Annotated in this window: 29 protein-coding genes and 1 tRNA gene; 15 read left to right on the forward strand and 15 right to left on the reverse strand. The window is 67.1% G+C overall.

The annotated features are described in order from the left end of the window. Positions 1-61 precede the first annotated feature (61 nt). Both RTK35_RS16660 and RTK35_RS16665 read left to right on the forward strand, forming a co-directional pair. Complete coding sequence (locus RTK35_RS16660) at positions 62-496, forward strand: hypothetical protein (protein WP_044414224.1); 435 nt, start codon at positions 62-64, stop codon at positions 494-496. Beyond that, positions 496-900 (forward strand): META domain-containing protein, encoded by a 405-nt coding sequence (locus RTK35_RS16665; protein ID WP_044414227.1) that lies wholly within the window; start codon positions 496-498, stop codon positions 898-900. Before RTK35_RS16660 ends, RTK35_RS16665 begins: the two co-directional genes overlap by 1 nt. Before the next feature lie 7 nt (positions 901-907). On the opposite strand, the gene dinB is transcribed toward RTK35_RS16665, so the two are convergent. Next, entirely contained in the window at positions 908-1,963 is a 1,056-nt protein-coding gene (gene dinB, locus RTK35_RS16670; RefSeq protein WP_044414228.1) for a DNA polymerase IV, read from the reverse strand. Between the two features lie 115 nt (positions 1,964-2,078). Further along, complete coding sequence (locus RTK35_RS16675) at positions 2,079-2,555, reverse strand: hypothetical protein (protein ID WP_316908515.1); 477 nt, start codon at positions 2,553-2,555, stop codon at positions 2,079-2,081. A 455-nt stretch (positions 2,556-3,010) separates the two neighbouring features. On the opposite strand from RTK35_RS16675, the gene RTK35_RS16680 reads away from it, so the two are divergent. From RTK35_RS16680 to RTK35_RS16695, 4 genes are all read left to right on the forward strand, one after another. Further along, positions 3,011-3,087 (forward strand) — tRNA-Met (locus tag RTK35_RS16680). A gap of 150 nt (positions 3,088-3,237) precedes the next feature. Next, on the forward strand, positions 3,238-5,889 hold the full coding sequence (gene mprF, locus RTK35_RS16685) for a bifunctional lysylphosphatidylglycerol flippase/synthetase MprF (protein ID WP_316908516.1): 2,652 nt from the start codon (positions 3,238-3,240) through the stop codon (positions 5,887-5,889). Positions 5,890-5,896: 7 nt separating this feature from the next. Continuing rightward, positions 5,897-7,159: a virulence factor family protein gene (locus RTK35_RS16690; RefSeq protein WP_208273074.1), complete on the forward strand. Its 1,263-nt coding sequence runs from the start codon at positions 5,897-5,899 to the stop codon at positions 7,157-7,159. A 127-nt stretch (positions 7,160-7,286) separates the two neighbouring features. Further along, positions 7,287-7,829 (forward strand): cytochrome b, encoded by a 543-nt coding sequence (locus tag RTK35_RS16695; RefSeq protein ID WP_222900082.1) that lies wholly within the window; start codon positions 7,287-7,289, stop codon positions 7,827-7,829. A gap of 66 nt (positions 7,830-7,895) precedes the next feature. Here RTK35_RS16695 and RTK35_RS16700 read toward each other — a convergent pair whose 3' ends face one another. Then, the gene (locus RTK35_RS16700) at positions 7,896-9,803 is read right to left on the reverse strand and encodes a potassium transporter Kup (protein WP_316908517.1); all 1,908 of its coding nucleotides are present in this window, start codon (positions 9,801-9,803) and stop codon (positions 7,896-7,898) included. Positions 9,804-10,047: 244 nt separating this feature from the next. On the opposite strand from RTK35_RS16700, the gene rimO reads away from it, so the two are divergent. From rimO to tsaA, 4 genes are all read left to right on the forward strand, one after another. Beyond that, positions 10,048-11,370, forward strand: coding sequence for a 30S ribosomal protein S12 methylthiotransferase RimO (rimO, locus tag RTK35_RS16705; RefSeq protein WP_316908518.1), 1,323 nt, complete (start codon positions 10,048-10,050; stop codon positions 11,368-11,370). 162 nt (positions 11,371-11,532) lie between these two features. Then, positions 11,533-12,303, forward strand: coding sequence for an SDR family oxidoreductase (locus RTK35_RS16710; RefSeq protein WP_316908519.1), 771 nt, complete (start codon positions 11,533-11,535; stop codon positions 12,301-12,303). Positions 12,304-12,510: 207 nt separating this feature from the next. After that, the gene (locus RTK35_RS16715) at positions 12,511-12,717 is read left to right on the forward strand and encodes a hypothetical protein (RefSeq protein ID WP_044414250.1); all 207 of its coding nucleotides are present in this window, start codon (positions 12,511-12,513) and stop codon (positions 12,715-12,717) included. 10 nt (positions 12,718-12,727) lie between these two features. Next, positions 12,728-13,429 carry a tRNA (N6-threonylcarbamoyladenosine(37)-N6)-methyltransferase TrmO gene (gene tsaA, locus RTK35_RS16720; protein WP_044414252.1) on the forward strand — a complete coding sequence of 234 codons (702 nt, stop codon included), beginning with the start codon at positions 12,728-12,730 and terminating at the stop codon, positions 13,427-13,429. A gap of 6 nt (positions 13,430-13,435) precedes the next feature. On the opposite strand, the gene RTK35_RS16725 is transcribed toward tsaA, so the two are convergent. After that, the gene (locus RTK35_RS16725) at positions 13,436-13,738 is read right to left on the reverse strand and encodes a putative quinol monooxygenase (RefSeq protein WP_316908520.1); all 303 of its coding nucleotides are present in this window, start codon (positions 13,736-13,738) and stop codon (positions 13,436-13,438) included. A 60-nt stretch (positions 13,739-13,798) separates the two neighbouring features. Here RTK35_RS16725 and RTK35_RS16730 point away from each other — a divergent pair, with 60 nt between their 5' ends. After that, complete coding sequence (locus RTK35_RS16730) at positions 13,799-14,212, forward strand: VOC family protein (protein WP_044414257.1); 414 nt, start codon at positions 13,799-13,801, stop codon at positions 14,210-14,212. Positions 14,213-14,262: 50 nt separating this feature from the next. On the opposite strand, the gene fpr is transcribed toward RTK35_RS16730, so the two are convergent. After that, complete coding sequence (gene fpr / locus RTK35_RS16735) at positions 14,263-15,042, reverse strand: ferredoxin-NADP reductase (protein ID WP_044414260.1); 780 nt, start codon at positions 15,040-15,042, stop codon at positions 14,263-14,265. A gap of 125 nt (positions 15,043-15,167) precedes the next feature. Between fpr and RTK35_RS16740 the strand changes: the two genes are divergently transcribed. Continuing rightward, the gene (locus RTK35_RS16740) at positions 15,168-16,094 is read left to right on the forward strand and encodes a LysR family transcriptional regulator (RefSeq protein ID WP_044414263.1); all 927 of its coding nucleotides are present in this window, start codon (positions 15,168-15,170) and stop codon (positions 16,092-16,094) included. On the opposite strand, the gene RTK35_RS16745 is transcribed toward RTK35_RS16740, so the two are convergent. Then, a complete protein-coding gene (locus tag RTK35_RS16745) occupies positions 16,095-16,460 on the reverse strand; it encodes a diacylglycerol kinase (protein ID WP_044414266.1) in 366 nt (121 codons plus the stop codon). A 73-nt stretch (positions 16,461-16,533) separates the two neighbouring features. Beyond that, complete coding sequence (gene erdR / locus RTK35_RS16750; RefSeq protein WP_044414269.1) at positions 16,534-17,184, reverse strand: response regulator transcription factor ErdR; 651 nt, start codon at positions 17,182-17,184, stop codon at positions 16,534-16,536. Between the two features lie 165 nt (positions 17,185-17,349). Between erdR and RTK35_RS16755 the strand changes: the two genes are divergently transcribed. Further along, on the forward strand, positions 17,350-18,234 hold the full coding sequence (locus RTK35_RS16755; RefSeq protein ID WP_107328252.1) for a DMT family transporter: 885 nt from the start codon (positions 17,350-17,352) through the stop codon (positions 18,232-18,234). Here RTK35_RS16755 and RTK35_RS16760 read toward each other — a convergent pair. Both RTK35_RS16760 and RTK35_RS16765 read right to left on the reverse strand, forming a co-directional pair. Beyond that, positions 18,225-18,935: a tRNA-uridine aminocarboxypropyltransferase gene (locus RTK35_RS16760; RefSeq protein ID WP_044414274.1), complete on the reverse strand. Its 711-nt coding sequence runs from the start codon at positions 18,933-18,935 to the stop codon at positions 18,225-18,227. The two genes, RTK35_RS16755 and RTK35_RS16760, sit on opposite strands and share 10 nt — an antisense overlap. A 108-nt stretch (positions 18,936-19,043) precedes the next feature. Continuing rightward, the gene (locus RTK35_RS16765) at positions 19,044-20,744 is read right to left on the reverse strand and encodes an OmpP1/FadL family transporter (RefSeq protein ID WP_284547046.1); all 1,701 of its coding nucleotides are present in this window, start codon (positions 20,742-20,744) and stop codon (positions 19,044-19,046) included. A gap of 478 nt (positions 20,745-21,222) precedes the next feature. Between RTK35_RS16765 and RTK35_RS16770 the strand changes: the two genes are divergently transcribed. Then, positions 21,223-21,639 (forward strand): quorum-sensing-regulated virulence factor family protein, encoded by a 417-nt coding sequence (locus RTK35_RS16770; protein ID WP_044414279.1) that lies wholly within the window; start codon positions 21,223-21,225, stop codon positions 21,637-21,639. A 204-nt stretch (positions 21,640-21,843) separates the two neighbouring features. After that, positions 21,844-22,917: an LOG family protein gene (locus RTK35_RS16775; RefSeq protein ID WP_044414282.1), complete on the forward strand. Its 1,074-nt coding sequence runs from the start codon at positions 21,844-21,846 to the stop codon at positions 22,915-22,917. 60 nt (positions 22,918-22,977) lie between these two features. Here RTK35_RS16775 and recX read toward each other — a convergent pair whose 3' ends face one another. The 6 genes from recX to RTK35_RS16805 form a co-directional block, all read right to left on the reverse strand. Beyond that, positions 22,978-23,442: a recombination regulator RecX gene (recX, locus tag RTK35_RS16780; protein WP_074971922.1), complete on the reverse strand. Its 465-nt coding sequence runs from the start codon at positions 23,440-23,442 to the stop codon at positions 22,978-22,980. A gap of 4 nt (positions 23,443-23,446) precedes the next feature. Continuing rightward, positions 23,447-24,499 (reverse strand): recombinase RecA, encoded by a 1,053-nt coding sequence (gene recA, locus RTK35_RS16785; protein ID WP_044414285.1) that lies wholly within the window; start codon positions 24,497-24,499, stop codon positions 23,447-23,449. 86 nt (positions 24,500-24,585) lie between these two features. Then, a complete protein-coding gene (locus RTK35_RS16790) occupies positions 24,586-25,098 on the reverse strand; it encodes a CinA family protein (protein ID WP_316908521.1) in 513 nt (170 codons plus the stop codon). Between the two features lie 304 nt (positions 25,099-25,402). Further along, positions 25,403-25,666 (reverse strand): hypothetical protein, encoded by a 264-nt coding sequence (locus tag RTK35_RS16795; RefSeq protein WP_316908522.1) that lies wholly within the window; start codon positions 25,664-25,666, stop codon positions 25,403-25,405. Beyond that, positions 25,663-26,028, reverse strand: coding sequence for a hypothetical protein (locus RTK35_RS16800; protein WP_316908523.1), 366 nt, complete (start codon positions 26,026-26,028; stop codon positions 25,663-25,665). Before RTK35_RS16800 ends, RTK35_RS16795 begins: the two co-directional genes overlap by 4 nt. Further along, positions 26,025-26,666 (reverse strand): glycoside hydrolase family 19 protein, encoded by a 642-nt coding sequence (locus RTK35_RS16805; protein ID WP_316908536.1) that lies wholly within the window; start codon positions 26,664-26,666, stop codon positions 26,025-26,027. The genes RTK35_RS16800 and RTK35_RS16805 overlap by 4 nt, the downstream gene beginning before the upstream one ends. Positions 26,667-26,669: the final 3 nt, after the last annotated feature.

Consider the following 26,669-nt stretch of genomic DNA (forward strand, 5'->3'; position numbering starts at 1 on the left):
GCCTTCGCAATCCGATGAAGACGCCTAGTCTGTTAGCATGCGCGTCGATTCCGGAGGACCCATGGCCGAACACGATTTCCGCTACACCCTGCTCAACCCCGCCCACACCCTCAACGAATGCCGCGCCCTCGCGCCGGGCCGCTACCAGGTCACCGGGGTCGGTGGCTCGGTGAAGGATGGCGACACCCTGCTGGTCACCCTGCGCGGCAGCCGCGAGCTGTCCATGCGCCTGGAGGTGGAGAAGGTCCGCCACCTGATCAACCCGCCCGGCCAGTGGCTGGCCGTGGCCAAGGGGCCGGCGTTCAAGGAGCTGTCGATCCTGCAGTGGAAGGTCGACTGCGACGCCTGCGGCAAGCGCCTGGACTTCGAATTCGCCGTGGACGCCAGCCTGGGCAAGCCCGCCGAGACACCCGCCGCCGAAGCGCGCATCGCCGAGCTGGGCTGGGCCAAGCGTGACGGTCGCCACCTCTGCCCCACCTGCCAGGAGACCGTGTGATGAAACGACTCGCCCTGCCGCTGGCCCTGGTCGGCGCCACCCTCGCCGGCTGCGCCACCGAAGGCCCCACCCTGGAAACCGAACGTACCTACCAGGTGGAGTGGATCGGTGAGCGCCCGCTGATCGACCGCAGCCACCTGACGCTGACCCTGGGCCACGATGGCCGCGCCTACGGCAATGCCGGCTGCAACCACTGGTTCGCCCCCTACACCCTGGAGGGCGAGCGCCTGAGCTTCGGTCCGGTGGGCAGCACCCGCAAGGCCTGTGCCCCAGCCCTGATGGAACAGGAACAGCGCTTCCTGGACTTCCTCCCCAACGTGCAGCGCTGGGACTTCTCGGCCACCGAGCAACTGCGCCTGTGGCCGGCCGAAGGCAAGGCCCTGCGCCTCTGGCCGGAGCGCTGAGTCGGCGTCAGAACAGGCTGAGCTGTTCGGCGGCGCCGCGCAGGTCCTGCAGGCGCACGCCGATGCCGATCAGCCGCACCGGGCGCTCGCCCCGCGCGAAGGCGGCGCCCAGCAACAACCGATAGCTGTCCAGGTCCCGCCCGGCCCCCGCCTGCTCCAGGGTGGTCTGGGTGAAATCGAGGAACTTCAGCTTCACGAACGGCTTGTCCGGCCGGTAGCTGGCATCCAGCCGCGCCAGGCGCCGTTCCAGCTCCTCATGCAGTGCCGGCAGGCGCTCCAGGCAGGCCGCCAGGTCCGGCAGGTCATGGTCGTAGGTGTTCTCCACGCTCAATGACTGGCGCCGGCTGTCCACCTGCACCGGGCGCTCGTCGTGCCCACGCGCCAGGTTGTAGAGGCGCTCGCCGAAGCTGCCGAACTCCCGCGCCAGTGCCGTCAGGCTCCATTCCCGCAGGTCCGAGCAGAGGTGCACGCCGAGGCGCCCGAGCTTGTCGGCCGTGACCTTGCCCACCCCATGCAGCTTCGCCACCGGCAGCTCGGCGACGAACGCCTCCACCTGGTCGGGGGTGATGACGAACAGGCCATCGGGCTTGCGCCAGTCGCTGGCGATCTTGGCGAGGAACTTGTTCGGCGCCACCCCGGCGGAGACGGTGATGCGCAGCTCCTGCCAGACCCGCCGGCGGATGTCCTGGGCGATGCGGGTGGCGCTGCCGCTGAAGTGCGGGCTGTCGGTGACGTCGAGGTAGGCCTCGTCCAGGGACAGCGGCTCGATGCGCTCGGTGTAGTCCCGGAGGATGCCGTGGATGGCCTTCGAGGCTTCGCGGTAGGCCTCGAAGCGCGGCTTGACGATCAGCAGGTCCGGGCACAGCTTCAGCGCGTGGCGCGAGGACATCGCCGAGCGCACGCCATAGGCCCGCGCCTCGTAGTTGCAGGTGGCGATCACCCCGCGACGATCCGCCGAGCCACCAACGGCCAGCGGCCGCCCCACGAGGCTGGGGTCGTCACGCATCTCGATGGAGGCGTAGAAGCAGTCGCAATCGATGTGGATGATCTTCCGCTGGCTCATGGAGGCGGCACGGGTCACGGCTGCGCAGGCGGGGCGCACGTCCATATGAAGGGAGGCGGATTCTAGCGGATTCGCGGCAAGGCGGCCCGGCCGCGTGAGGGCCGGGCCGGCGGGGTCAGGCAGGGCAGGCAGCCAGCGCGCGCTGGTAATGGGCGGGCCAGTCCCGGCGAGCCACCTCGTCGACGGCCCAGTGGCGCTGGTAGCAGGCCCAGGCACCGGCCTCATCCCCGAGCGACGGCAGGCTGGCCGGGTCGCTCCATAACAGCAGGCGCGCCAGGGCAGCGGCGAGCACATCGTCATGCTCCAGCGCGCTGTAGACCCGCTCGGCAATCGGCGGCACCTGCCGGGCATCGCACACCGCCACGGCCAGGTCGCGGGTCTGCGCCGCCCGCAGCACGCCACCGACCATCACCCCGTCGGGCAAGGCCCGCCAGTAACCCCGGCCCGGGCCACGGGCATCCCGCCGGGTCTGGAAGCCACTGGCGGCCAGGCCGCTGGCCAGCAGCAGCACCTCCGCCTCGCGCCCGGACAGGGTTTCGGGCAGCAGGGCCAATGCAGGGTGCAGGATGGTGCGACGGATCGCATCGAGCATGAGGAGTCCTCCGGAACGATTACGCAGTCGGGCTGGGCAAGAACCGCCAACCCTGACGAAAAAAGCCCCACTCAAGGAGTGGGGCTCGCCGGGAGAGGCGACGGCCGTACCGGGTACGACCGCCCGGCCAGTATCCCCACCGCCGGACACGCTTCAACGCCCGGATCGCCAATCAGAAATCTCCTACCCTTTTCTGACAACTTTCCCAGCCAGCCTCCCGCTAGCCTGCTCGGGTGCCTGGTAATGGAAGGACCGGCACCCTCGAGGCCGGTCCCTACCCCGTACCGGCCTCGAGGTCTTTCCTACCCCCTTGAGTAAACAATTCTCCCAGCTGCAGGCCATGTACCACGCGGGATGGAGCCGTTTCGACGCGCTAAGTTTCTGATGAAAAACCACTTTTTCAGAAATCAGTTGTTGACAGGGCCAGATTAATCGCTAGAATGCCGACCCACAGACGCGGGATGGAGCAGTCTGGTAGCTCGTCGGGCTCATAACCCGAAGGTCGTTGGTTCAAATCCAGCTCCCGCAACCAAACAAAGAAAGGCCACTCAAACGAGTGGCCTTTTCTTTTGTGGGGTGTTTTCCTCTACCGCCAGGAGCGCCAGGGAAAAATTGCACGCCGGGGCTTGGAACTTGAACGTCCAGCCCACATCCTGTGGCGCAAATTTCCATGAGGTGCTCGATGCGCGCCAGCCCCGCTACACCCGACGAATCCGCCCTGCCTGATGACGAGCAACCGGTCGACGCCAACCAGTTGCGCTGGCTCGACCGCCTGAGTGCCTACCGGCAACCCCTGGGGCTGGCCTTTACCCTCCTTCTCTTCACCATCGGCCTGGTGGCCTGCTGGCACCTGCTGCGCGAACTCGACCCCAACGCCCTGCGCGGTGCCCTGCACGACGTGCCGGTGAGCAGCCTGCTGGCGGCCGTCGGCGCCACGGCGGTGAGCTTCATGGCCCTGGTGGGCTACGAGTGGTCCGGCCTGCGCTTCGCCGGCGTGCGCATCCCACTGCCACGCATGGCCCTGGGCAGCTTCTGTGCCTCGGCCATCGGCAATGCCATCGGCCTCTCGGTGGTCACCGGCGGCTCGGTGCGCTACCGCCTCTATAGCCGCGACAACGTCAGTGCGCCCGATATCGCCCGGGTCACGGTGTTCGCCAGCCTGGCGCTGGGCTCGGCCCTGCCGCCGCTGGCAGCCGTTGCCGCGCTGAGCAACCTGGACGCGGCTTCCCAGGCGCTGCGCCTGGCCCCCTCGATGGTGGCGCTGATCGCCGGCGCCGTACTCGGCCTCACCCTGCTGGCGGTGTTCTGGTTCTCGCGCCTGCGCGAACCCGAAGCCCCGGTGCCCGGCTGCATCAGCGTGCGCCTGCTGGGCCGTGGGGTACGCCTGCCCGGCCTGGGCCTGTCGGGCCTGCAATTGCTGATCACCCTGGTGGACGTCTGCGCAGCCGCCAGCGTGCTCTACCTGCTGCTGCCGGAGGCGCCGCCCCTGGGCGCTTTCATGCTGGTGTACCTGCTGGCCCTGGCGGCCGGCGTACTCAGCCACGTGCCCGGTGGCGTCGGCGTGTTCGAAGCGGTGCTGCTGGCCGCCTTCGCCGGCCAGCTCGGTGCAGCCCCGCTGGCCGCTGCGCTGCTGCTCTATCGCCTCATTTATGTGGGGCTGCCGCTGGTAGTCGCTTGCATGCTGCTGCTGGTGAACGAAGCCCAGCGCTTCCTGCCGGCTGGCCGCCAGGCCATGCGCAGTGCCTCGGGCCTCGCGGCGCCGGTGCTGTCGTTGATGGTGTTCCTCTCCGGCGTGGTGCTGCTGTTCTCCGGCGCCACCCCGGCCATCGACACCCGCCTGGACGACCTCAGCTTCCTCATCCCCCACCGCCTGATCGACGCCTCGCACCTGGCCGCCAGCCTGGTGGGCGTGCTCTGCCTGCTGCTGGCCCACGGGCTGCGCCGGCGGCTGTCGGCAGCCTGGGCACTGACCCTGGTGCTGCTGGTGACCGGCGCGGTGCTGTCGATGCTCAAGGGCGTGGACTGGGAAGAGGCCACCCTGCTGCTGCTGACCGCCTCGCTGCTGGCGATGTTCCGCAGCGCCTTCTACCGCCCCAGCCGCCTGCTGGAGGTGCCGTTCTCCCCGGTGAACCTCGCTGCGGCCGCCTGCGTGCTGGCTGCGTCGATCTGGCTGATGTTCTTCGCCTACCAGGACGTGCCCTACAGCCGCGAGCTGTTCTGGCAGTTCGCCGTGGACGCCGACGCGCCGCGCACCCTGCGCGCCGCCCTGGGCAGCGGCCTGCTGCTGGCCGGCCTGGGCCTGGTGTGGCTGCTGCGTCCGGTGCCCCTGGTGATCCACGAACCCACCGAGGAAGAGCTGCTGAAGGCAGCGCGCATCGTCCGTGGCTCCGCCCAGCCCGATGGCGGCCTGGTGCTGACCGGCGACAAGGCCCTGCTGTTCCACCCGGAGGAAGACGCCTTCCTGATGTTCGCCCGCCGTGGCCGCAGCCTGGTGGCGCTATTCGACCCCATCGGCAAGGCCAACCACCGCGCCGAGCTGATCTGGCAGTTCCGCGACCTGTGCGACGTGCACCACGCCCGTCCGGTGTTCTACCAGGTGCGCGCGGAGAACCTGCCCTACTACATGGACATCGGCCTCAGCGCCCTGAAGCTCGGCGAGGAGGCCCGCGTGGACCTGCGCCGCTTCGACCTGGACGCCAAGAACAAGGCCATGAAGGACCTGCGCTACACCCTCAGCCGGGGCCAGCGCGACGGCCTGACCCTGGCCTTCCACGAAGCGGGCGAAGCGCCCATCGAAGCGCTGCGGGAAATCTCCGATGCCTGGATGCAGGGCAAGAACGTGCGCGAGAAAGGCTTCTCCCTGGGCCGCTTCGACCCGGACTACCTGAAGTACTTCCGCATCGCCGTGGTGTCCTTCGAAGGCCGCCCCATGGCCTTTGCCAACCTGCTGGAGACCGACAGCCAGGAGCTGGCCAGCCTGGATCTGATGCGGGTGCACCCGGAAGCGCCGAAGCTGACCATGGAATTCCTCATGCTCAACCTGCTGCTGCACTTCAAGGAGCGGGGCGTGGAGCGCTTCAGCCTCGGCATGGTGCCGTTGGCCGGCCTGCAGCCCCGTCGCGGCGCGCCGTTGACCCAGCGCCTCGGCGCCCTGGTGTTCCGCCGTGGCGAGCAGTTCTACAACTTCCAGGGGCTGCGCCGCTTCAAGGACAAGTTCCAGCCGGACTGGGAGCCCCGCTACATGGCCGTACCGCCGGGCCTTGACCCCCTGGTGGCACTGGCCGATACCGCAGCCCTGATCGCGGGCGGCTTCACTGGACTGGTCAAACGCTGAGGGACCCATGCTCAAACGCCACTGGCACCGCCTGCTGATCATCTTCCTCGTGCTCGTGGTGGGCACCGCCTTGCTGCTGTGGGGCCGCCCCTCGCCGCAAGCCCGGGTGGAACAACGCACCCTGGCCGACGGCAGCCGCGCCACCATCGCCCTGCCCCCGGGCGAGACCCGTGCCCGCGTGCTGCTGGTGGTGGACGCCAAGCAACAGCTGAACGAGGCCCAGTTGCTGACCCTGGCCCAGGACGGCGGCGCACGCCTCGTCCAGCTGCAACTGCCCGCTGACAACTGCGATGCCCAGCAGCACCTGCTGGGCCTGGCCCGCACCGTGCTGGAAGGCGACCCGACCCTGGTGGCCGGCATCGGGCCGGGTGCAGCCTTCGCCTGGCGCTGGCTGGCCGGCCAGGGCAACGACCAGGCCCGCGCCCTATCCATCGACTTCAGCCTCGACCAGCCCGATTGCAGCGCCCCGCTGCCCAAGGCAGCGCCCCACGGCCACTGGACCATCGCCTGGAACGACAACCCGGACGACCCCAGCGCGGCCTTCGCCCGTGACCAGGCCAACGCCGATACCGGCATCAGCGACTACGACACCAGCCTGCCCGAGCTGCTCAACGAGCGCCTGCGCAGCCTGCTGGAAGGCGGTGGCAGCCAGATGCCGGTGGTGGAAGTGCCGGCGGACCATCCCTCCGACACCGTCACCCTGTTCTATTCCGGCGACGGCGGCTGGCGCGACCTGGACCGCGCCGTGGCCGAAGAAATGGCCAAGCTCGATCACTCCGTGGTCGGCATCGACGCGCTGCGCTATTTCTGGCAGCACAAGAGCCCCGAGCAGGGCGCAGCCGACCTCAGCCGCCTGATGAAGCGCTACCGCGAGCAATGGGGCGCCAAGCGCTTCGTCCTGGCGGGCTACTCCTTCGGCGCCGACGTGTTGCCGGCCTTCTACAACCGCCTGCCCAAAACCGACCAGCAGCAGGTGGACGCCATCCTGCTGCTGGCCCTGGCCCGCAGCGGCAGCTTCGAGATCGAAGTGCAGGGCTGGCTGGGCAAGGCCGGCCAGGAAGCGGCCACCGGCCCGGAACTGGCCAAGCTGCCGCCGGAGAAGGTGCTCTGCGTGTACGGCAAGGACGAAGCCAAGGACAGCGGCTGCACCCAGCCCGGCGCCATCGGCGAAGTGCTGGGCCTGCCCGGCGGCCACCACTACGACGAAAACTACCCGGCCCTGGCCGAGCGCCTGGTCAAGGCCATCGCCAAGCGCCAGGCCAAGCCCTGACCCCTCCGCCGCCCCGCCCAGGGGCGGCGAATCCCCCGTTCTTTGACCTGCTTCATTTTCACTTAAGGCCCAGCCGCTAAGCTGAGGACAAGCCCGCCACCACGATGCGGGACAACAAGGAGCCGTGATGACCACCCAGACCTCCCGCTACGGGAAACTTTCCATCGCCATGCACTGGCTGATGCTGCTGCTGATCGCCGCCGTCTACGCCACCATCGAGCTGAAGGGCAACTTCCCCAAAGGCAGCGAGACCCGCGAACTGCTCAAGCAATGGCACTTCATGCTGGGCCTTTCGGTATTTGCCCTGGTGTTCGTGCGCATCGCCGCACGCTTCCTCTCGCCTACCCCGCCGATCACCCCTAATCCGCCGGCCTGGCAGAACGCCCTGGCGAAGCTGATGCACCTGGCGCTGTACGGCCTGATGCTGGGCCTGCCGTTCGCCGGCTGGCTGATCCTCAGCGCCGCCGGCAAGCCGATCCCTTTCTTCGGCCTGGAACTGCCGCCGCTGATCGGCAAGAACCCCGACCTCGCCGGGCAGATCAAGGAGCTGCACGAGACCGTGGCCGTTCTCGGTTACTGGCTGATCGGCCTGCACGCGGTGGCCGCGCTGTTCCACCACTTCATCAGCAAGGACGACACCGTGCGGCGCATGCTGCCCGGCCGCGGCTGATCGTCACCCCATGAAAAAGCCCGGGCCATGCCCGGGCTTTTTCGTTGTGGCGAACCTCGTCGCCGGCTAGATCTCCACCTGGGTACCCAGCTCGATCACCCGGTTCAGCGGCAGGTTGAAGTAGCGCAGGTTGCCGTTGGCATTCTTCAGCAGGAAGGCGAACAGCGCCTCGCGCCACAGCGCCATGCCGATCAGCTTGGAAGGGATCACCGTCTCGCGGCTGAGGAAGTAGGTGGTGCGCATCGGGCTGAAGTCCAGGTCGTTGAGGTGGCACAGCTTGAGCGCCTGGGGAATGTCCGGGTCTTCGATGAAGCCGAAATGCAGCAGCACCCGGAAGAAGCCCTCGCCATAGGCGTCCACCTCGAAGCGCCGCTCCGGCGCCACGCGCGGGCTGTCTTCGTTGACCACCGTGAGCAGCACCACCTGCTCGTGCAGCACCTGGTTGTGCAGCAGGTTGTGCAGCAGCGCATGGGGCACCGCATCGGAGCGGGCGGTGAGGAACACCGCCGTGCCCTGTACGCGGTGCGGCGGCTGCGAGCGGATGCTGGCGATGAACAGCGGCAGCGGCAGCGAACCCTCGTCGAGACGCTCCACCAGCAGTTGGCGGCCGCGCTTCCAGGTGGTCATCAGGATGAACAGCGCGATGCCGGCGATCACCGGGAAGGCACCGCCCTGGATGACCTTGGGCAGGTTGGCGGCGAAGAACAGGCTGTCCACCAGCAGCATCATCAGGAAGAACGGAATGGCCATCCACATCGGCCATTTCCACAGCAGCCAGATCACCACGCCCATCAGCAGCGTGGTCATCAGCATGGTGCCGGTCACCGCCACGCCGTAGGCCGAGGCCAGGGCCGCAGAAGACTCGAAGCCCAGCACCAGCAGCACCACGCCCACCATCAGCGCCCAGTTCACGGCGGCGATGTAGATCTGCCCCTGCTCCTGGCTGGAGGTGTGCTGGATGAACATGCGCGGCACGTAGCCCAGCTGGATGGCCTGGCGGGTCAGGGAGAAGGCACCGGAGATCACCGCCTGGGAGGCGATGACGGTGGCGGCCGTGGACAGCGCCACCAGCGGCACCAGCGCCCAACTGGGCGCCGTCAGGTAGAAGGGGTTACGCGCGGCTTCCGGGTTGACCAGGATGGTCGCGCCCTGGCCGAAGTAGTTCAGCACCAGCGCCGGCAATACCAGGGCGAACCAGGCCCGAGCGATGGGCTTGCGGCCAAAGTGGCCCATGTCGGCGTAGAGCGCCTCGGCACCGGTCAGCGCCAGCACCGTGGCGCCGAGGATGGCCACGCCGATGCCCGGGTGGGAGATGAAGAAATTCACCGCCCAGGCCGGGTTCATCGCCTTGAGCACTTCCGGCTGCTGGGCGACGCCGTAGATGCCCAGGGCGGTCAGCGCCAGGAACCAGGCCACCATCACCGGGCCGAAGAGGATGCCGATGCGCGCCGTACCGTGCTTCTGGATCAGGAACAGGCCCACCAGCACCACCAGCGACAGCGGCACCACCCAGTGCTCCAGGCCGTCGAAGGCGATCTCCAGGCCCTCGATGGCCGAGAGCACCGAGATGGCTGGGGTGATCATGCTGTCGCCATAGAACAGCGCAGCGCCGATCAGGCCGGCCGCCACCACCATGGCCTGCAGGCGGCGGCGCCCGGTGGCGGCACGACGGGCCAGCGCCGAAAGCGCCATGACGCCGCCCTCGCCTTCGTTATCGGCCCGCAGAACGAAGATCACGTACTTGATGGAGACCACCCAGATCAGCGACCAGAAGATCAGCGACAGCACGCCCAGCACGCCATCGTGGTTGGCCTGCACGCCATAGCCGCCGATGAAGACTTCCTTGAGGGTGTACAGCGGGCTGGTGCCGATATCGCCGTAGCACACCCCGACGGCGCCGACCATCAGGCCGACGGCGGAGCTCGAGTGGGGGTGTTGTTCCTGCTCAGCGGTCCCGGTGCTTGCATCGGACATGTAACAAAATCCCTCAGACAAAATTCGGCGCATCCTGCTCTCACCCCAATCGGGTTGCAAGAGCCGGTCATTTTCATTCCCGCTGACTATAGGCCGTATTCCCCGGGACGCCCGCTGGCAGGGCCTGGGCATGCACCTGCGACGACTTGCCTCGGAGAGGCTGTTCAAGTGTGTAGGCCGCCGCTAGAATTGCGCACTTTTTGATCAGAGGCGCCCCCAAGGTGCCCTTCCGAGGTTAGCCCCCATGACCACCGCAACACCCAAAGTCGGATTCATCTCCCTCGGCTGCCCCAAGGCGACCGTCGACTCCGAGCGCATCCTCACCCAGCTGCGCATGGAGGGTTACGAGATCGTTCCGACCTACCAGGACGCCGACGTCGTGGTGGTCAACACCTGCGGGTTCATCGACAGCGCCAAGGCCGAATCCCTGGACGCCATCGGCGAGGCACTCTCGGAGAACGGCAAGGTGATCGTCACCGGCTGCATGGGCGTGGCCGAGCACAGCATCCGTGACGTGCACCCGAGCGTGCTGGCCGTGACCGGCCCGCAGCAGTACGAGCAGGTGGTCAACGCCGTGCACGAAGTGGTGCCGCCGAAGACCGAGCACAACCCGCTGATCGACCTGGTTCCGCCCCAGGGCATCAAGCTGACTCCGCGCCACTACGCCTACCTGAAGATTTCCGAAGGCTGCAACCACAGCTGCAGCTTCTGCATCATCCCCTCCATGCGCGGCAAGCTGGTCAGCCGTCCGGTGGGCGACGTGCTCTCCGAGGCCGAGCGCCTGGTGAAGGCCGGCGTGAAGGAACTGCTGGTGATCTCCCAGGACACCAGCGCCTACGGCGTGGACCTCAAGTACAAGCTGGACTTCTGGAACGGCCAGCCGGTGAAGACCCGCATGCTGGAGCTGTGCGAGGCGCTCTCGGCCATGGGCGTGTGGGTGCGCCTGCACTACGTGTACCCGTACCCGAACGTGGACGACGTGATCCCGCTGATGGCCGCCGGCAAGCTGCTGCCCTACCTGGACATCCCCTTCCAGCACGCCAGCCCGAACGTGCTCAAGGCCATGAAGCGCCCGGCCTTCGAGGACAAGACCCTGGCCCGCATCAAGAAGTGGCGCGAGATCTGCCCCGAGCTGACCATCCGCTCCACCTTCATCGTCGGCTTCCCCGGCGAGACCGAAGAGGACTTCCAGTACCTGCTGGACTGGCTGACCGAAGCCCAGCTGGACCGCGTCGGCTGCTTCCAGTACTCCCCGGTGGACGGCGCCCCGGCCAACGACCTGGGCCTGGAGCCGGTGCCGGACGACATCAAGCAGGACCGCTGGGACCGCTTCATGGCGCACCAGCAGGCCATCTCCGCTGCACGCCTGCAGCGCAAGATCGGCCAGGAGATGGACGTGCTGGTGGACGAGGTGGACCACGAAGGCGCCGTGGCCCGTTCCTGGGCCGATGCCCCGGAGATCGACGGCAGCGTGTTCATCGACAACCCCAACCTGAAGCCGGGCGAGAAGGTCCGCGTGCGGGTGGTGGACGCCGACGAGTACGACCTGTGGGCCGAGTGCATCTGACCCCCGCGATCAGCTGACAAACGCCGCGACGCCCCCAGGGCTCGCGGCGTTTTCGTTTCCATGGGGGCTGGAATGGCCGTGCATTCCCCGTCTCGATGATGGCTTTGCCGCCGCCCGCCAGCGGCTAGGGTAAGGCCCTCACCCACTGACGAGGCTCACCCCATGGAGAAGTACTTCAGCCTGAAAGGCCGCACGGCACTGGTCACCGGCGGCACCCGCGGCATCGGCCGGATGATCGCCCAGGGCCTGCTGGAAGCCGGCGCCCGCGTGTTCATCTGCGCCCGCAACGCCGAGGCGTGCGCGGAAGCCGCCACCGAACTCTCGGCCTTCGGCGAATGCGTCGGGCTGGCGGCGGACCTCTCCAGCGAAGAAGGCGCGCGTGCCCTGGCCGAAACCCTGGGCAGGCAGGTCGGGCAGCTGGACATCCTCGTCAACAACGCCGGTACCACCTGGGGCGCGCCGCTGGAAAGCTACCCGGTCAAGGGCTGGGAGAAGGTCATGCAGCTCAACGTGACGGCCGTCTTCAGCTGCATCCAGCAGTTGCTGCCGCTGCTGCGCAAGGCCGGCACCGCGGCCAGCCCGGCGCGGGTCATCAACATCGGCTCGGTGGCGGGGATCACCGCCATGGGCGAGCAGGCCTACGCCTATGGCCCCAGCAAGGCAGCGCTGCACCAACTGTCGCGCATGCTGGCCCATGAGCTGGTGAAGGAACACATCAACGTCAACGTCATCGCCCCCGGCCGCTTCCCGAGCAAAATGACCCGCTTCATCGCCCAGGACGACGATGCCCTGGCGGCGGACGTTGCCCTCATCCCCATGCAGCGCTGGGGCCGCGAAGAGGAGATGAGCGCCCTGGCCATCGCCCTGGCCGGCACCGCCGGGGCCTACATGACCGGGGCCATCATCCCCATCGACGGCGGCTTCCACCTCTGAGGCCCGAGCCGGGCGCTGCGCACCTGCGCGCGCCCACGGCTTGCACCTGGCGAATGCCGGCGCAGGCAGGAAGGCGAAGCACGAAAAAAGCCTGGTCCAGGTGGAGTAAATGGGCCACTTGAGGGCGCCTTCAGCGCTGCAGCGGCGGCGTGGCCAGTGTTTCAACAACCTGCTAGGGTAGCCGCGCATTCTTCCCGGAACCCCACCATGCGTGCCCTGCTGCTGTGCCTCGCCCTGCTCCCTGCCCTGCCGGCCCTTGCCGCGCCGGCGCCGTTCTATGTCTGGCAGAGCACGCTGGACGGCCGCTTCACCTGCGCCCAGGTGCAGCCCGGCGAGGGCTGGGTGCGCCACAGCGGCCCCTACCGCGACGCCGGGTGCCGGGTGCCCCAGGGCGCACCGATCCGCAGCCGCTGAGTCACACGCCATGCAGCACCTGGTTTCCCCGGTCGGCATCCTGCGGTCCTGCTTCAAGGAAAAATTCGCCATTCCCCGCCAGCCCCAGCTCGCCCCGGCCGCCCGTGGCGTGCTGGAGCTGCTGCCACCCTTCGATGGCGGCGAGGCGGTGGCGGGCCTGGAGCAGGTGAGCCATGTGTGGCTGCTGTTCCTCTTCCATCAGGCGCTGGAGGACACACCGCGCCTGAAGGTGCGCCCGCCCCGCCTGGGCGGCAACCAGACCCTGGGGGTCTTCGCCAGCCGCGCCACGCACCGCCCCAACGGCATCGGCCAGTCGGTGGTGAAGCTGGACAAGGTGGAAGCCGGCCGGCTCTGGCTGTCGGGCATTGACCTGCTGGACGGGACGCCGGTGCTCGACATCAAGCCCTACGTGCCCTACGCCGACTGCCAGCTGGACGCACGCAACGGCATCGCTGCGGCCCCGCCGGAACTGATTCCGGTGGAATGGACGCCCGAAGCCCTGGCCCAGGCCCGACTCGAAGGCGAGCGCCTGGGTGAGCCGCTGGTGGCGCTGGTGGAGCAGTGCCTGGCCCAGGACCCCCGCCCGGCCTACCAGAAGCCCCAGCCGGAGCGCCGCTATGGCGCGCGCCTGTGGGACGTGGACGTGCGCTGGCACTACCCCGAGGCTGGCCGCATCCGCGTGCTGGAGATCGCACGCGGAGCGGACGCCTGAGGCGACTCAGCGAAAGGGGTTGAGGGCCAGCGCATCGGCCTCGAAGCAGTCCTGCCGGAGAATCAGCGGCTCCACCAGCGGTCGGCTCGCCAGGAAGTGCGGCGTCTGCATGTGGGCCTCGAACGCCGCTTCGTCGGTGTACACCTCGTAGAGCCACACCCGATCCGGATCACTGCGGTCACGCAGCACGTCGAACACCAGGCAACCCGGTTCATCCCGCACGGAGGCGGCGGCATTGATGCGCATCGCTTCCATGAAGGCCTCCAGGCTTCCGGGTTTCAGTTGGGTCTTGAGCAGCAGGCAGTACATGGGTGAGTCCTTTTTGTCTTATATTCTCGAAAAATTGTATACAAAAAAGAGTGCCATCACATGTCCAACCGCCCTGCCCGGCTCAACGGCCTGCGCCACATCGCCCTGCTGGTTCCGGATCTCGAGGCGTGCGAGCGCTTCTACGTCGATGTCCTGGGCATGGAGGTATTGCACCGTGCCCACGAGGACCTGGTCTACCTCACCTGCGGCAACGACAACCTGTCCCTGGGGCGCGCCACGGTGCCGAGCCACGGCGCGCAGGCGGTGGACCATTTCGGTTTCGTGGTGGACAGCCTGGAAGACCTGGAGGCCTGGTACCGCTACCTGAAGGACCAGGGCGTCACGCTGCTGGACCGCCCCTTCGCCCATGGCGACGGCACCCACAGCTTCCACTTGCTGGACCCGGCCGGGAACAAGGTCCAGCCGATCTACCACCCTGCCCTGTCCGGCCAGCGCTTCAGCCTGCCGGGCTGAAACGAAAAAGCCCGCCGGATGGCGGGCTTCTCGTTAGGCGCGGCGCGGGATCACTTCTCGACGAAGGCGCGCTCGATCAGGTAGTCACCCGGCTCACGCATGCGCGGCGATACCTTCAGGCCGAAGCTGTCGAGCACCTGGCTGGTCTCGTCGAGCATGCTCGGGCTGCCGCAGATCATGGCGCGGTCGTCCTGCGGGTTGATCGGCGGCAGGCCGATGTCGCGGAACAGCTTGCCACTGCGCATAAGGTCGGTCAGGCGGCCCTGGTTCTCGAAGGGCTCGCGGGTGACGGTGGGGTAGTAGATCAGCTTCTCTTTCACCGCCTCGCCGAAGAACTCGTTCTGCGGCAGGTGCTCGGTGATGAATTCGCGGTAGGCCACTTCGTTCACGTAGCGCACGCCGTGCACGAGGATGACCTTCTCGAAGCGCTCGTAGGTCTCCGGGTCCTGGATCACGCTCATGAAGGGCGCGAGGCCGGTGCCGGTGCTCAGCAGGTAGAGGTGCTTGCCCGGGTTCAGGTCATCGAGGACCAGGGTGCCGGTGGGCTTCTTGCTGATGATGATCTCGTCGCCTTCCTTCAGGTGCTGCAGCTGGGAGGTCAGCGGGCCGTCCGGCACCTTGATGCTGAAGAACTCCAGGTGCTCTTCCCAGTTCGGGCTGGCGATGGAATAGGCGCGCATGAGCGGACGGCCGTTGGGCTGCTGCAGGCCGATCATGACGAACTGGCCGTTCTCGAAGCGCAGGCCCGGGTCGCGGGTGCACTTGAAGCTGAACAGCGTGTCGTTCCAGTGATGAACGCTGAGGACGCGCTCGGAGTTGAAGTTGCTCATGTTTCCGGAAGCTCCGAAGAGGGAATGTCGCCAGCGCCGCTTGGGCGCAATTGCGCGGCATTGTAGTGATCGCCACAATATCTGTTAACTGGATTATCAAGATATAGGTTATCGGTTATATCGATATGCGTTTCACACTCCGTCAATTGCAGGTTTTCGTCAGCGTCGCCCAGCAAGGCAGCGTCTCTCGCGCAGCCGAATCGCTGTCCCTTTCACAATCGGCGGCCAGCACCTCGCTGACCGAGCTGGAGCGGCAGTCTGGCTGCCAGTTGTTCGACCGTGTCGGCAAGCGCCTCAGCCTCAATGCGCTGGGCCACCAGTTGCTGCCCCAGGCGGTCGCCCTGCTGGATCAGGCCCGGGAGATCGAGGACCTGCTCAACGGCAAGAGCGGCTTCGGTTCGCTGGCGGTAGGCGCCACCCTGACGGTGGGCAACTACCTGGCGACCCTGCTGATCGGCAGCTTCATGCAGCGTCACCCGGAGTGCCAGGTGAGCCTGCACGTGCAGAACACGGCGAATATCGTCCAGCAGATCGCCCACTACGAACTTGATCTGGGTCTAATCGAAGGCGATTGCCAGCACCCGGACATCGAGGTCCTGCCCTGGGTGGAGGACGAACTGGTGGTGTTCTGCGCCCCCGGCCATCGCCTGGCCCAACAGCAGCCGGTGAGCCTGGACGAGCTGTGCCGGGAGGCGTGGATCCTCCGCGAGCAGGGCTCCGGTACGCGCCTGACCTTCGACCAGGCCATGCGTCATCACCCGGTGCCACTGAACATCCGCCTGGAGCTGGAGCACACCGAAGCGATCAAGCGCGCGGTGGAGTCGGGACTGGGCATCAGCTGCATCTCGCGCCTGGCGCTGCGCGATGCCTTCCGCCGGGGCAGCCTGGTGCCGCTGGAAACCCCGGGGATCGACCTGCGTCGGCAGTTCTATTTCATCTGGCACCGGCAGAAGTACCAGACGGCGGCCATGCGCGAGTTCCTCGAACAGTGCCGCGAACTCACGGTGGGGGTACGGCGCAGCGACGAGATTGTGCTGCCCGAGATCCCCTGATCAGCCCAGCAGGATGGTGGCCCAGACCGAGCCGATGAGCGTCAGGGCGACGAACTGGGCGGCGCTGCCCATGTCCTTGGCGTTCTTGGACAGCGGGTGGCGGTCCAGGGAGATGCGGTCGATGGCCGCCTCCACCGCCGAGTTGAGCAGCTCGACGATCAGGGCCAGCAGGCACACGCCGATCATCAGCGCCCGCTCGCCGCGGCTGACATCGAAGAAGAACGCCACCGGAATCAGCACGACGTTGAGCAGCACCAGCTGGCGGAACGCGGCTTCACCGGTGAAGGCGGCACGCAGGCCATCGAAGGAATAGCCGGCGGCGTTGAGGATACGTTTGAGGCCGGTCTGGCCTTTGAATGGCGACATGGGAAGGCTGGCTGTTTGAAAGGAGCGCGCAGCCTAGCGCGGCGCGTCTCAAATTTGCGTGAAAAGGCCGGCGTCAGGCCGGCGGAATCGATTCCATCTGTTGCAGCAGCAAAGCGGCCTGGGTACGGGTCCGCACGCCGAGCTTGCGGAAGATCGCCGTGACGTGGGCCTTCACCGTGGCCTCGGACACATTCAGCTCGAAGGCGATCTGCTTGTTCAGCAGGCCTTCGCAGACCATGGTCAGCACGCGGAACTGCTGGGGTGTGAGACTGGCCAGGCCGGCACTGGCGGCACGGGCCTCGTCGGACACGACCACCGCCTCGTCTGCTTGCGGCGGCCACCAGGCATCGCCATCGAGCACGGCACGCACGGCCGACTGGATGACTTCGAGCGGGCTGGACTTGGGAATGAAGCCGCTGGCGCCGAACTCCCGCGCCCGCACCACGACCGATGCCTCCTCCTGGGCGGAGATCATCACCACCGGGATCTGCGGATACTGGCCGCGCAACAGCACCAGGCCGGAGAAGCCGTAGGCGCCGGGCATGTTCAGGTCCAGCAGGACCAGGTCCCAGTCACTCTTCTGCGCCAGGCGCTCCTCGAGTTCGGCAATGCTGGCCACTTCCACCAGACTCACATCCTGGCCCAGCCCCAGGGTCAGGGCCTGGTGCAGGGCGCTGCGAAACAGCGGGTGATCGTCGGCGATGAGGATGTCGTAAGCGGCCATCGAGGGGTCCTTTTCTGGCGGGCCCCACCGCCCTGGCGGCGATTGGAGGGCCCTGGCGGCTAATGGGCGGCCGTGGAGCGGCGCCCAGCATGCCGACCCTCGGCGGGGTGGTCAAGCGGCCATCTTTGCGTCAGAGTCTTGGCCTTTTGACTGCCGAGAAGTCCCATGCGAAGCCAAGCCCTGCGCGCCGACATCCTGATGCTGATCACCGCCGCCATCTGGGGCGCTGCGTTCGTGGCACAACGGCTCGGCATGGATGCCATCGGCCCCTTCCTCTATACCGGCCTGCGCTTCGCACTCGGTGCCCTGGTGCTGCTGCCGCTGCTCTACCTGCTGCCACGTGGCGAACACCATGAGCCGATGAACCGGGGCCTGCTGCTGGGCGGTGTGCTGATGGGGCTGGCCCTGTCCCTGGGCATCAACCTGCAGCAGGTGGGCCTGCTGTTCACCAGCGTGACCAACTCCGGCTTCATTACCGGCCTGTACGTGATCATCGTGCCGCTGCTGGGGCTGTTGCTGGGCCATCGCACCGGCATGGGCACCTGGATCGGCGCGCTGCTGGCGGTGGGCGGCATGTTCCTGCTCAGCGTCGGTGACAACTTCCAGGTGGCGCGGGGCGACTGGCTGCAACTGGCGGGTGCGGTGGTCTGGGGTGTGCACGTGCTGCTGGTGGGGTTCTTTGCCAGCCGCCACGACCCGGTGCGACTGGCCATCCTGCAGTTCATCACCTGTGCGGTGATCAGCCTGGCCCTGGCCCTGGTGCTGGAAGACATCCGCCTGGACGCCATCGTCTCGGCCGGCCCGGCCATCCTCTATGGCGGGGTGATCGCCGTGGCCATCGGCTACACCCTGCAGGTGGTGGCGCAGAAGCATGCGATTGCCTCCCACGCGGCCATCATCCTGTCCCTGGAGGCGGTGTTCGCCGCCATCGCCGGTGCCCTCATGCTCAGCGAGTCCCTGCATGCGCGGGGCTACCTGGGCTGTGCGCTGATGTTCGTCGGCATGCTGGTGGCGCAGCTCTGGCCGCAGCGCCACGAGGCTCAGAGGTAAGGACGCAGCGCCTGGTGCGCCGGGCTCTCCAGGTCCAGCGGCAGGGCGTGCTTGGCGCCCAGGTAACGCTCGGTGAACAGGTCCAGGTACGCATCCAGCGCGCCGGCGGCCTGTGAGTCACCGCCCAGTTCCAGGCACAGCGCGGCCACCTCGGCCGTGCACAGGTGCTCGTCACGCTTGGAGCGGCGCAGGCGGTAGCGGGAGATCTGCTCCGGGCGCAGGCTCAGCACCGGGAAACGGTCCAGGTACGGGCTCTTGCGGAACATCTTGCGAGCCTCCGTCCAGGTTGCATCCAGCAGGATGAACAGCGGTCGCTTGCCTGGCTCGACCGCCACCTCCTCCACCACCCGCTCCGGCTCGGCGTATTCCCCCGGGAACACCACGTACGGCTGCCACTGGGGATCGTTCAGCAGGGCCTCGGCTGCCGGGTCGAGGGCGATCCGCGACCATTCGAAGGCGGCGGTATCGGCCACCACGTCGGCGATCAGCCAGCCGGTGTTGCTCGGTTTGAGCGGCTCCGAGTAGTACATGAACAGGCACATCCCGGCGTTGGCCGGCACCTGCGGACGCTGGTCGCAGAAGCAGTAGGCGGGAATCACCCGGCAACGCGGACAGCGGGGGGCGCGGGAGCCGCGGGCAACGAACGGGCGGGTGGCGCGGGCCAGGCATTCGGCGCGCAAGCGGAAGACGGCGTGGGTCATGGAAGGCGGGAAACCAGGGCTGTGCGGAAACGGCGCGCAGTGTACCCCCGCCCGGTCATCGATGGGCAGCGGGCCGGACGAGCCGTTGCCCACTGCCCATCGCCCCATTCAGAAGGTGTGGTTGAGGGCCAGCCCGATGAAGTGGATCTGGGTCTTGTACTCGCCCTTGTAGTTGCCCCCGTTGCCGGTGCAACGCTGGCCGCTGTCGACGTAGAGGCCGCCGCTGCCGGGTACCCAGCCTGCAGGGGAGCAGTTGTCGGTGTAGTCCATCTTGCCGGTGTCGAACTGCACGAAGCTGTAGGCCAGGTCCACCGAGGTGTCCTTGAACAGCTGGTAGTTGGCACCGAACGACAGCCAGTAGCGATCCGCGTCGGGGAAGCCGGGGTGGCGCGTGCTGGCGCCGCTCACCGGGCTCTTGTCGTAGGCGATGCCGGTGCGCAGCAGCAGGTCGTCGCTGTACTGGTAGTTCATCCCCAGGGAGATCTTGTAGGTGTCGTTCCAGTCCTGGCGGACGTTGAGGTCGCCCTCGGTGACGCCGTTGAAGTAGGGGTAGCCGGCCACCTGGTCCAGGCCGACGCCGATGGTGCCGAGCCGGGAGTGGCGGGTCCAGGTGACGTCGGCCATCAGCGCGACCTTGTCGTTGAGCTGGTGGAAGGCGTTGATGGAGAGCGACTCGGGGGTGTCGATGGAGGTGCTGGCCTTGGAGTTGGGGTGCAGGCGGGTGGCGGCGAAATCCCCCGGGTTGACCCAGTTGGCCGGGTCCAGCACCAGTTCGAGCTGGTCCTTGGGCGGCAGGGTGATCACACCCAGGTCGATGCCACCGCTGAGGTCCGCGGTCGGCGAGGGCACGGCGCCCTGAACATCGGCGAAGCTCCACTTCGACTCGCCCTTGAGGGTGTGCTTGATGTGGGAGCGGTAGGCGATGCCGAAACGGGTCGACTCGGTGGGCTCCCAGAGGTAGCCGATGTTCCAGCCGAAGCCCCAGTCGTCGCCCTTGGCGCGGAAGTAGCCGTCGCCCTGCACGTTATCGGCGAAGTTCGAGGCCACGCAGTCGACGAAGGCATCGCCGCTCTGGCCGTTACAGCGGGTGATTTCCTCCGGCACGCTGACGCCGTAGAGCAATGGGATCGCGGCCTGGCCGAGGGGCGAGGCGGCCAGCTCGGTGACCTGCTGGTTGGCCGCGACGAACTGCCCGGCCAACTGGCGGGACGCGCCCTTCACATCCGCCGCACCACGCTGGACCGACTTGATGTACTGGGCCGAGACGCCGAAGCCGATGCTGTGATGCTCGTTGAAGCGGTAGGCGATGCTGGGGTTGAAGTTGACCGTCTCCAGGCTGGCCGACTGGATGCCATAGCGGCCGCTCCAGTCCTCCTCGTAGTCGAGCTTGGCGCCGTAGGGCACGAAGATGCCGAGGCCGACGGTGACCTGGTCGTTGATCTGCCGGGAGAAGTAGAAATTCGGCGCCGCAGCGGCATCCGGCAGGTAGGAACCGGCATCACCGTCACCGCTGCCGGTGGGGTTGCCGAAAACGTCGGTGCTGCCCTTGTCCTCGTATTCGCCACGGGGGATGAGGATGCTCATGCCGGTGGTCATCTGGGTACCCTTCAGACGCGCCAGGCCGGCGGGGTTGTAGAAGATCACCGAGGGGTCGGCTGCCTCGGCTCCATTGGCGTGTGCGGTGCCCTGGGCGGACACCGACTGGGATCCGAAGTGGTAGCCCGAGGCCAATGCAGGGGCGTGGAAGGCAAGCACGAGGCTGCCGCCGCAGAATGCGGTCAGCCAGCCGGCAGGACGAGTTGTTGTCATTGTTCTCGACTCCGAACTGTAGCGGCGGGGAACATGGCCCCGCCCTTTGTTTTCAATGACCCGCACGCAAGGCCTGGGGTGGCCGGGTCATTCCTAACTGGACACCGGAAGGCATCACGGGTTTTGGGACAGTTCGTGTTTTGCCGTCGATCCCCATCCTTAAGTCGAGGTGGGCCCTGCCTCGTGGTCATCTGCCGGTAACAGAACGCAGCCACGACGCAGGGGCCAAGCGAAGCGGCAATCTGGCCCGCGCCCCTTGTGACGGGGTTCGTTCAGGTAGGGCGGGTTGTTACGCATGACCACAGGCTGGCAGGCCGCCAGCACCGGGGGACCGCTCGTCGGCACGGTCCTGCGTTGGGAACGCCGACGGACCTTGATCTGCGGGCGGCGCTTGTTCAGGATGCGCGCACCAGGCTCCCGGGCCATGAACACTCGGCCGCAGCCAGAGTCAAAGGCTGCCCCACCCTCGGAGATTCGTATGCAACGCCTAACCCTCGCCGCCCTCGTCCTTCTCGCGCCCATCGCCGTGCAGGCGGCCTCGCTCAAGGATTTCGAGCTGACCAAGATGCTGGAGAAAGTGGCTGAGGAGAGCAGCGTCGGCACGCCCCGCGCCATCAACGAGGACATCCTCGACCAGGGCTACACGGTGGAAGGTACGGAGCTGATCAACCACCTCAGCGTCCGCCCCGCCCACGCGGCCCAGATGCGTGCCAACCCCGACTCGGTTCGCGCCCAGCTGGCCAACAGCGTGTGCCGCAACAACGGCTACCGCCAGCTGCTGGCCCGTGGCGCGGCGCTGCGTTACGCCTTCACCGAGTACAAGAGCAATCGCCCGGTCACCAACGAACGCTTCATTGCCAGCGACTGCGGCCTGAAGGCCTCCACGGCCAAGTAACACCGCCTTCCCCTCCTGCCTGCGGCTGTCGGCCCCCGTGTCCTACAGGGGGCTGGGGTCGAGGCTGCGTCTTGCGGCTGGAAAAGCCCGAGGCACTCGCGCAAGCTGTCCCAGCGTCCTGCATCCGGGTCGAATGCCCCGTTGGCAGGGCTCTGGCGCGCCCACCCCGGGCGTGCCTTGCAGTTGCTGAGCAAGGAGAACGCTATGCCTTTCGAACCGGATGACTACCTCTCCCGGCACTTCCAGACCAGCGGGATCGACCTGGCGCAAAAGGTCGACGAACTGGTCGGGCTGGTGGTTCCGCACGAAAGCCCCAACCTGTCCCTCTACCGCGAGATGGTGACCACCGTGGTGCGCATGGCCCAGGCGGATCGCAACCGCTGGGACGCCAAGATCATGCTGCAGACCCTGCGCGAGATGGAGCACGCCTTCAGCGTCCTCGAGCAGTTCAAGCGCCGTCGCAAGGTCACCGTGTTCGGTTCCGCACGCACGCCCGTGGAGCACCCGCTGTACGACCTGGCCCGCCAGCTGGGCGAGGCCATCTCCCGGCTCGACATGATGGTCATTACCGGTGCCGGGGGCGGCATCATGGCCGCCGCCCACGAAGGCGCCGGGCAGGAGAACAGCCTGGGCCTGAACATCACCCTGCCCTTCGAGCAACGCGCGAACGCCACGGTGGCGGGCACCGACCACCTGCTGTCGTTCCACTTCTTCTTCATCCGCAAGCTGTTCTTCGTCAAGGAAGCCGATGCCCTGGTGCTGTGCCCGGGGGGCTTCGGCACGCTGGACGAGGCCCTCGAAGTGCTCACCCTGATCCAGACCGGCAAGAGCCCGCTGGTGCCGGTGGTACTGCTGGACGAGCCCGGCGGCAGCTACTGGAAGGATGCGCTGGACTTCCTGCACCGCCATCTGGAACTGAACCGCTACATCCTGCCCAGCGACCTGCGCCTGGTTCGGCTGGTGCACAGCGCGGAAGACGCGGCCATGGAGATCGCCCGCTTCTACGGCAACTTCCACTCCAGCCGCTGGCTGAAGAGCGACTTCGTCATTCGCATGAACCACCCGCTGACAGAGTCGGCCCTTCACACCCTGCACGAAGAATTCAAAGGCCTGTGCCTGCAGGGCGGCTTCGAACAGCGCCCCTACTGCGAGCCTGAGCGGGACGAGCCGGAGTTCTGCCACCTCATCCGCCTGGCGTTCCGCTTCAACGGCCGCGACCACGGGCGCCTGCGGGAGCTGGTGGACTTCATCAACCTGCCGGAACACTGGGTGCGCTGACGCCCAATGAAAAAGCCCTGCCAGGTATGCCTGGCAGGGCTTTTCAGTACGTACAACACCTCAATCGTCCAGCGACGAGCCTCTCAGCAAGCGGCTGATCATCTCCATCGAATACCCCCGGTAGGCCAGGTAGCGCCCTTGCTTGGCGCGCTCCTTGGCGTCGAGGGGCAATCGCGCGAACTTGCGCGTCCAGGTTTCACGCAGGTGCGCGCCCCAATCGATGTCGGCTTCACGCAAAGCCGCCTCGATGGCCGGACGGGGCAAGCCGCGCTGGGCCAGGTCTTCACGGATACGGGCAGGCCCGTGACCGGAGCGGGCACGGCTGGCAATGAAGCTTTCGAGGTAACGGGATTCATCGAGAAGGCCCTCGTCGGCAAGCCGGTCGAGGGCACTTTCGATCAGTTCAGGCGGGGCGCCGCGCTGACGCAGCTTGCGCGTCAGCTCGACGCGACCGTGCTCGCGCATCGCCAGCAGGTCCATCGCGGCCCGCCGCACGGCGGCGGGGCTGTCGAGCACGACGGGCACGGGATCAGGCGTCAGCGTCGGCTTCAGCGGCTTCTTCGGCGGTGGGGACGAAGTCCTGCTTGCCGTTGTTGCGATTCAGCAGTTGCTCACGGATCAGCTTCTCGATGGCCTTGCCGGTTTCCGGGTTGTCCTCGAGGTACTTGGCGGCATTGGCCTTGCCCTGGCCGATCTTGTTGCCCTGGTAGCTGTACCAGGCGCCGGACTTCTCGAGGATGCCTTGCTGCACGCCGAGGTCGATGACTTCGCCGCTGCGGTAGATGCCCTTGCCGTAGAGGATCTGGAACTCGGCCTGGCGGAACGGCGGGGAAACCTTGTTCTTGACGACCTTGACGCGGGTCTCGCTGCCCACCACTTCCTCGCCTTCCTTCACCGCGCCGATACGGCGGATGTCCAGGCGTACGGAAGCGTAGAACTTGAGCGCGTTACCACCGGTGGTGGTTTCCGGGCTGCCGAACATGACGCCGATCTTCATGCGGATCTGGTTGATGAAGATGACCAGGCAGTTGGCGTTCTTGATGTTGCCGGTGATCTTGCGCAGGGCCTGGGACATCAGGCGGGCCTGCAGGCCGACGTGGGAGTCGCCCATCTCGCCTTCGATCTCGGCCTTGGGCACCAGGGCGGCAACGGAGTCGACGATGATCACGTCGACCGCGTTGGAACGCACCAGCATGTCGGTGATTTCCAGGGCCTGCTCACCGGTGTCGGGCTGGGAAACCAGCAGGTCATCGACGTTGACGCCCAGCTTGCCGGCGTAGTCCGGGTCCAGCGCGTGCTCGGCGTCGACGAAGGCGCAGGTGGCCCCCATGCGCTGGGCTTCGGCGATCACGGACAGGGTCAGGGTGGTCTTGCCCGAGGATTCCGGGCCGTAGATCTCGACGATACGACCCTTGGGCAGGCCGCCGATGCCGAGGGCGATGTCCAACCCCAGGGAGCCGGTGGAAATGGCCGGAATGGCCTGGCGCTCATGGTCGCCCATGCGCATGACCGCGCCTTTGCCGAACTGCTTCTCGATCTGGCCCAGGGCAGCCGCCAAAGCACGCTTCTTGTTCTCGTCCATTGAAGTCCTCGCTCATCAAGAGGGCCTGACGGCCACCAACAACTGTATAAGTAGACAGTATTATTTCACAGGAAACTTTCGCTCGCCTACCCCTCGAACGGTTTTTCTCCTGCAGCTAGTCGGATGACACCGTGGAGGGCCGTTTCCACCGTTTGCCGACGCACCTGCTGGCGGTCGCCCACGAACTGGTAGCGACGACTATGGCGCGCGTCTCCATCGGCCCAGGCGATCCAGACGGTACCGACCGGCTTCTCGGGCGAGCCCCCATCAGGCCCCGCAACGCCGCTGACTGCGACGGCGAATCGCGCGCCACTGCGGGCCTGCGCGCCTTCGACCATGGCCAGGACCACCTCGCGGCTGACCGCACCGACATGGCTGAACAGGGCTTCCGGTACACCCAGTTGCGCCGTCTTCTGAGCATTGGAATAGGTGACATAGCCGGCTTCGAACCAGGCGGAGCTGCCCGGAATACGGGTGATCGCTTCGGCGATGCCACCTCCGGTGCAGGACTCCGCCGTGGTGACCTGCGCTTTTATGGCCGCCAGGGCCTTGCCAAGGCGGGCGGCAAGTTCGGTCAGGGAGAGATCGGTGTCGGGCATGTGCAACTCCGGGGTTAAAGCAGGCAAGCCGGATACCGTACACTAGCGCCCTTCCCATGCAAGACCGGGCATCGGTTCATGGCAATCGGAATGCCCGGCCCCACCTTCAGAATCGCGAAGCACCGATGGCCAAAGATACCCAGGACCTTTCCGAACACACGCCCATGATGCAGCAGTAGCGGGGAAATGCTGCTCAGGGTCTCGGTAATTCTGCGGATCACCTTTCGTTCGTCTAAAACGAAATCTCGAGATAGGCGCCGTACAGGCCAGATAAATCGCGGTAGAGGCAGTTAGTTTTAGACAGTCACTGGCATGCCTTGATCGCCGCCACCAGCTCCCTCTCGTAGCCGATCCGCTGCCGGCGCTCTGCCAGCAGCGCCCTCACCTTCACCTCCAGCGAGTCACCCGCCCGCAGCGTCGATGCAGCCCAGGGCGGCACGGCCACCTCCTCAACCCGGCACGGCACAGCCACCGGGACCTCTACGCGCACAATGCGCGGCTCGGCGTACTGCCGGCCGGCGCACCCCGCCAGCGCGAACACCATCCCCACCACGATTCCCAGCCTCATAGACCAAGCTCCCGGTTGATCACTGCCTCGGCCGCGGCGCACTGGTCGCCACCGATCCCCTCCTGCTGCAGGCGCTGGGCGGCGGCGTAGTCGCCGGCAGCGGCCTGGCGCGCCTGCTGCTGGGCCTGCGCGGCGGCCTGCTGCCGTTGCTCAGCCTCGGCGCGCAACTGGGCCACCCGGGCGTTCTGCTCGCCCACGGCGCTCTCCAGCCCCTGGCGCGTTTGCTGGCACCGCACGGCCTGGGCCTGTGCTTCGTCCAGCAGCGGGCGATAGTGCCGGGCAGCCAGCCAGGCGCCACCGGCAGCGGCCAACAGAAGCGCCACGCCGGCCAGCACCAGGCGCAGCGGGATCACGGCGCTCATGCCAGCACCGCCCGGGCGCGATCCCACAGCAGGCGCCGCTCGGCGCGGCCGTTCTGGCCGCCGTTGATGCGCTGGGTGATGTCGTCGAACCGGCCGGCGTCGGCCAAGGCGTTCAGCTCGGCGTCCGCCCAGAACCACGCCGCCGACAGCGCCGCATGCTCAGGCCGCTCCAGCAGCTCAGGCTGCTCCACCAGGGGCAGGCCCAGTGCACGGCCGCACCGCTGGTACTGCGCGCGGCCGGTGATCTGGAACAGGCCCCGGCCCCGGTACCGCCAGCCGTCACCGGAGGCGGCCGGTCCGTTGCCCATCCGATTGCCATAGACCGCATTGGCGATGGCCTCGGGCTGGCGCTCCAGGCGCAGGGCGAGCCCGTTGGGCACACGCTGGCGGGCGGTCGGATCCGCGGCGAAACGGCCGGGCCAGGTATTGGCCAGGCCGGCGGCGCCGTAGTTCAGTTTCTCCACCAGCCGGGTGAGCTCGGCGCTCTCATGACCAGCCTGGGCCAGGAACGCGGCCAGGCGTACGCGGCTGGTGATGTCGTATCGGGCCGCCGCTCGGTTGATGGCGGAAACGAAAACGCCCGCAACAGTGCGGGCGTTCGGGAGGATCTGCAGCAGCTGCTGCTCGGTGATCTGCATGGG

Source organism: Pseudomonas sp. zfem003 (genome assembly GCF_032621675.1).
Taxonomy (GTDB): domain Bacteria; phylum Pseudomonadota; class Gammaproteobacteria; order Pseudomonadales; family Pseudomonadaceae; genus Metapseudomonas; species Metapseudomonas otitidis.

Excerpts from the sequence above, each read along its gene's own strand:
- RTK35_RS16800 (WP_316908523.1), bottom strand. The coding sequence starts at position 26,028 with ATGAGCGCCGTGATCCCGCTGCGCCTGGTGCTGGCCGGCGTGGCGCTT.
- RTK35_RS16760 (WP_044414274.1), bottom strand. The coding sequence starts at position 18,935 with ATGACCCACGCCGTCTTCCGCTTGCGCGCCGAATGCCTGGCCCGCGCC.
- RTK35_RS16675 (WP_316908515.1), bottom strand. The coding sequence starts at position 2,555 with ATGCTCGATGCGATCCGTCGCACCATCCTGCACCCTGCATTGGCCCTG.
- dinB (WP_044414228.1), bottom strand. The coding sequence starts at position 1,963 with ATGAGCCAGCGGAAGATCATCCACATCGATTGCGACTGCTTCTACGCC.
- RTK35_RS16710 (WP_316908519.1), top strand. The coding sequence starts at position 11,533 with ATGGAGAAGTACTTCAGCCTGAAAGGCCGCACGGCACTGGTCACCGGC.
- RTK35_RS16665 (WP_044414227.1), top strand. The coding sequence starts at position 496 with ATGAAACGACTCGCCCTGCCGCTGGCCCTGGTCGGCGCCACCCTCGCC.
- RTK35_RS16695 (WP_222900082.1), top strand. The coding sequence starts at position 7,287 with ATGACCACCCAGACCTCCCGCTACGGGAAACTTTCCATCGCCATGCAC.
- RTK35_RS16715 (WP_044414250.1), top strand. The coding sequence starts at position 12,511 with ATGCGTGCCCTGCTGCTGTGCCTCGCCCTGCTCCCTGCCCTGCCGGCC.
- RTK35_RS16805 (WP_316908536.1), bottom strand. The coding sequence starts at position 26,666 with ATGCAGATCACCGAGCAGCAGCTGCTGCAGATCCTCCCGAACGCCCGC.
- fpr (WP_044414260.1), bottom strand. The coding sequence starts at position 15,042 with ATGAGCAACTTCAACTCCGAGCGCGTCCTCAGCGTTCATCACTGGAAC.
- RTK35_RS16770 (WP_044414279.1), top strand. The coding sequence starts at position 21,223 with ATGCAACGCCTAACCCTCGCCGCCCTCGTCCTTCTCGCGCCCATCGCC.
- recA (WP_044414285.1), bottom strand. The coding sequence starts at position 24,499 with ATGGACGAGAACAAGAAGCGTGCTTTGGCGGCTGCCCTGGGCCAGATC.
- RTK35_RS16730 (WP_044414257.1), top strand. The coding sequence starts at position 13,799 with ATGTCCAACCGCCCTGCCCGGCTCAACGGCCTGCGCCACATCGCCCTG.
- RTK35_RS16790 (WP_316908521.1), bottom strand. The coding sequence starts at position 25,098 with ATGCCCGACACCGATCTCTCCCTGACCGAACTTGCCGCCCGCCTTGGC.
- RTK35_RS16725 (WP_316908520.1), bottom strand. The coding sequence starts at position 13,738 with ATGTACTGCCTGCTGCTCAAGACCCAACTGAAACCCGGAAGCCTGGAG.
- RTK35_RS16740 (WP_044414263.1), top strand. The coding sequence starts at position 15,168 with ATGCGTTTCACACTCCGTCAATTGCAGGTTTTCGTCAGCGTCGCCCAG.
- RTK35_RS16690 (WP_208273074.1), top strand. The coding sequence starts at position 5,897 with ATGCTCAAACGCCACTGGCACCGCCTGCTGATCATCTTCCTCGTGCTC.
- rimO (WP_316908518.1), top strand. The coding sequence starts at position 10,048 with ATGACCACCGCAACACCCAAAGTCGGATTCATCTCCCTCGGCTGCCCC.
- RTK35_RS16755 (WP_107328252.1), top strand. The coding sequence starts at position 17,350 with ATGCGAAGCCAAGCCCTGCGCGCCGACATCCTGATGCTGATCACCGCC.
- mprF (WP_316908516.1), top strand. The coding sequence starts at position 3,238 with ATGCGCGCCAGCCCCGCTACACCCGACGAATCCGCCCTGCCTGATGAC.
- RTK35_RS16660 (WP_044414224.1), top strand. The coding sequence starts at position 62 with ATGGCCGAACACGATTTCCGCTACACCCTGCTCAACCCCGCCCACACC.
- RTK35_RS16700 (WP_316908517.1), bottom strand. The coding sequence starts at position 9,803 with ATGTCCGATGCAAGCACCGGGACCGCTGAGCAGGAACAACACCCCCAC.
- RTK35_RS16775 (WP_044414282.1), top strand. The coding sequence starts at position 21,844 with ATGCCTTTCGAACCGGATGACTACCTCTCCCGGCACTTCCAGACCAGC.
- RTK35_RS16765 (WP_284547046.1), bottom strand. The coding sequence starts at position 20,744 with ATGACAACAACTCGTCCTGCCGGCTGGCTGACCGCATTCTGCGGCGGC.
- RTK35_RS16795 (WP_316908522.1), bottom strand. The coding sequence starts at position 25,666 with ATGAGGCTGGGAATCGTGGTGGGGATGGTGTTCGCGCTGGCGGGGTGC.
- tsaA (WP_044414252.1), top strand. The coding sequence starts at position 12,728 with ATGCAGCACCTGGTTTCCCCGGTCGGCATCCTGCGGTCCTGCTTCAAG.
- erdR (WP_044414269.1), bottom strand. The coding sequence starts at position 17,184 with ATGGCCGCTTACGACATCCTCATCGCCGACGATCACCCGCTGTTTCGC.
- RTK35_RS16745 (WP_044414266.1), bottom strand. The coding sequence starts at position 16,460 with ATGTCGCCATTCAAAGGCCAGACCGGCCTCAAACGTATCCTCAACGCC.